We start from the raw sequence: 3,732 nt of genomic DNA, 5'->3' as shown, positions 1-3,732 counted from the left end.
TCTCCTTTTTTGATTAACCAATCAGGTATTGAATTTAGTGCTGTTAGTGAGTTTGTTATTATCTGTGGATAGGCTTTTTTTAGACGAATAAACTCTTCTATTACCTCTTTAATTTGAGGTAAATCCTCTTCAAATAGTTGTAGCTCTTCATCTTCTCCATTGTTAAAGTATGGAAAATCATAATGTACTAAAGTAATATATATATCAATGGAGTGTTTTTGAATAAATTGAGTAATTGCCTCTGTAGACTGTAAATTACAAGTTGGTTTCATCAGGAGCCATCCCAAGTTTACAGCGACATCAGGATATTTTTCTCTAATATAGGCTATGTTTTGCTCTAGTTTATCAAATGCACCTTTTTGTTTAACATATTTATCATACTCCTCACCAATACCATATACTCCTATAAAAACTCTTCTAAGCCCTGCTTCATAAAGCTTGTCCATTAACTTAGGAGTTAATAGTATTCCATTGGTTCCTAAGTTTGAGTAGATTCCTAGTTTTGTTGCATAAGAGACTATCTCCACTAAATCTGAAGAGCCTATCATGGTTGGGTCACCACCATAAAGCGAAATATAAGGTATACCCATCTCTTTCATACTATCAAGCGTCTCCTTGACAATATCTAAACTTAAATGCTCTTTGGGCATAAACCCTCTACCATAAGAGCAACCTTCACATCTCAAATTGCACTGTGAGGTTAATGCCATAGCAACTATCTCAACATCAGCTTTGATAATATTTGGATATTTCTGTGCAACAGCATGTTTGACATCCAAGCGTTTTTTTTCACTATAATTTAGTAGTTTATCTGTATACTGTAATAGAGGTGATTTCCCATCTCGTATATATTTAAAGTACACTTTGTTAATAAACTCTTTTCGAAGATTGACCACTGTTTTATCCTTTTTATCTGCTACTAAAAGAGACCAAGTATAAAACTTGGTCTCTATATTTTAAGGAGTTTCATAGATATGAATAGCACCTTTAAGTGGATGTCCTTGAGGGATACTAACAATCTTACCCACTCGATTTATCCCATCTAATATATAGAGTCTATTATTGATAATCTCAATACCACGAGGGTCAAAGATACCATTGTCATTCATATTATAAGTACCCTCCAACGCTTTGGTCTCCCAGTTGATTTTTAGAAGTTCAAAGTTTGCGGTGGTAGCCCATAGAGTATTGTTGGCATATGCCAAACCAACAACTCCTCCTGCTCCTGGAATGGTATAGATAGGCTCATCTGCAATACTGTTGGTCTCAAAATCATAGATATAGAGAGACCTATTTTGTGTTACTATAAAATTACCCTCTATAAATTGTGTAGCAGGATACTCAATACCATCTAGTTTTCTATAATCATTTAGAGTAAATGATGCATTAATATCATCTCTGGTCAACTTAAATATCGCTGGGGTACTAGAGGCACTTCCTACAAAAATATAGAGTGTATCGTTGTTCTCATCATACGCGACCGATTCTACATCACATGCACCAATATTATTCTCACACGAATCTTGTATGTCAGGAGCAAAAAAACCTAAATCTTCATCTCTAAATACGGTTTTTATCTCCTTTGTCGTCAAATCCATCTCATAGACTTTATGTGAGCTATCATCGGCTATCCAGAGACTATTATTTTGAGGAACATAGAGAATCGATTCGCCATCTTTAAGTCTCATTCCGTCAACATTGGCAGTAACAATTCCATCAGTCTCATTTAAATCACTATTTTTTCGAACGGTTAACTTCTGTGTTTGTAGTGTACCATTTACATCAATCCATTGGTTTGCAGAAGCAAAGGTACTGATAACCACATCATCACTATCATCACCATATTTACTATCAAATGGCGTTATATCTTTGCTTGGTTCAGCCTTTAATTTATAGACCTCTTGATTGTCCACAACAGGATTGCTTATCAACTCTCCACTACGGTCAAGTAAAATATTGGTTCCATTTTTATCAATAGATATATCTATATTGTTATCATTAAGGGTAAACGAACCAATTGGATTGACAAGCTCACCTATATTAAGGTTAAGCTTCCAACCATCACTATTTGGAGCAAAAGGTGTATAGTCCATATTGGTAGGCTCATCTGAGATGGTAAGCATTGTCCCTTTTCTAAGATATGCCAGAGATATGAGTTCAGGTATTTGTGCTGAAAAGGTCTCGATGCCATTCTCTCTTATCTTAATGGTACTATTTTGAAGGTTAAGATAGTCTCTTGTTACCACCATCTCTAACCAAGAGCCACCATTTCCCGCTACGCTTCCAAAATAGCTATCCATACCGCTGTGTTTGAGATACTTATTAGAGGCAACGGCATTGTATTCGTTTAGAATCAGAGAGGTCTCTCTACCATAGAGGTTATTTTCCATCGCCATAGCTCGAAGCGTTGAGAAATCCTGTTTTCTATTTTTCCACCGATTTTCAGCTCCAAAAGTACTTACTGCTTTTTTATTACGGTCATCACCATAAGCAGAAGAGTCATCAGGCATAATAGCTAAAGATGGGTCTCTTTTGAGCTTAAATATCTCTTTATCATCTGTACAAGAATCACGAACACCCTCTCCTGACTCAGGCATAATCGTCACACCACCACTTCCTGAACGGATAGAGAGTATTAGCTTTAGATTATCAGTTAAAAGTTTACCCTCTAAAGTTGTTAAATCATTTGTGTGAATATTGATATTCCAATCAGGAGCAGATGGATTAAACGGGTCATAGCTTAAATCAGTTGCAACTTCATCAGAGATAGTAAGGATAGTCCCACTTCTAAGTTGTGAGAGAACCTCTATATTTGGAAAAGTTGCTTTGAAATTATTACTATTATACTTACCAAATACTCTAATCTCTGCTTTACGCAAATCAGTTTTATCTTTTAATATAGCAACCTCTACCCATGAACCACCATTTCCATCTACCTGTCCAAAGTAGCTATCAGAACCATCTTTTTTAAGTTTCTTATCTTGGTCAACAGCATCATACTCATTGAGGAGCAGTGCCATATTTATACTACTATTAATATCTCTTAGTGTATCAAAATTTTGATGAATGGTCACATCGTCACTATCTATCCACTGATTTAGCGAACCAAATGTACTAATAATCTGTTTACCCTTATCATCCCCATAGGCAGGGTCATCAGGCTGAATAGATGCCGATGGATCTTTTTTGAGTTTAAAGACCTCATCATTGCTGATTCCCCATCCCAAAACAATCTCTCCAGAGTTCTGCATGAGTATATCACCAAACATAGAGTCTATAGAGATATCCATTGCACCCGATGTGATTCTAAAACTTCCATTCTGATTCTCTAGCTCACTAGCATTCAGATTGATCGTCCAATCAGGATTATTTTCATCCATAGGAGAGTAAGAGGTATCTGTTGGCAGTTCGGATACTGTAACTATCGTCCCTTTTCGCAAATAAGCAAACTCTGTTAAATAGGGAAAAGTTGCTGTTAAAAAAGAGGTACTACCACTTTTTATCTTGAGGGTTGCACCTCTAAGGTCAAGATGGTCTTCTACCACAACCAACTCTATCCAGTCACCTCCATTGCCATCTATATCTCCAAAATAGGTGTCATACCCATCATTCCTCGGCTGTGCATCTGGCTTAACCGCATTATACTCATTGAGTAGTATAGCATCAGCATATATAAACTGATAACTAAAAAATATTAAAAATAGTGCTTTAAAGCATCCATTTTTCATCATA

At 36.1% G+C, this 3,732-nt stretch carries 2 protein-coding genes; both read right to left on the bottom strand.

Annotated elements, in window-relative coordinates; genetic code table 11:
- Positions 1-896 (bottom strand): radical SAM protein (locus GSY74_RS05130; protein WP_164664032.1); only part of this gene is annotated, 896 nt, incomplete at its 3' end.
- 60 nt (positions 897-956) lie between these two features.
- Positions 957-3,732, bottom strand: a 2,776-nt coding sequence (locus GSY74_RS05125) for a hypothetical protein (protein WP_164664031.1), incomplete at its 5' end; no start/stop codon positions are given.

The organism is Sulfurovum sp. bin170, assembly GCF_010892395.1.
Taxonomy (GTDB): Bacteria; Campylobacterota; Campylobacteria; order Campylobacterales; family Sulfurovaceae; genus UBA1140.
The sequence above is the reverse complement of the archived record's forward strand: the minus strand, read 5'-3'. Positions and strand labels throughout refer to the sequence as shown.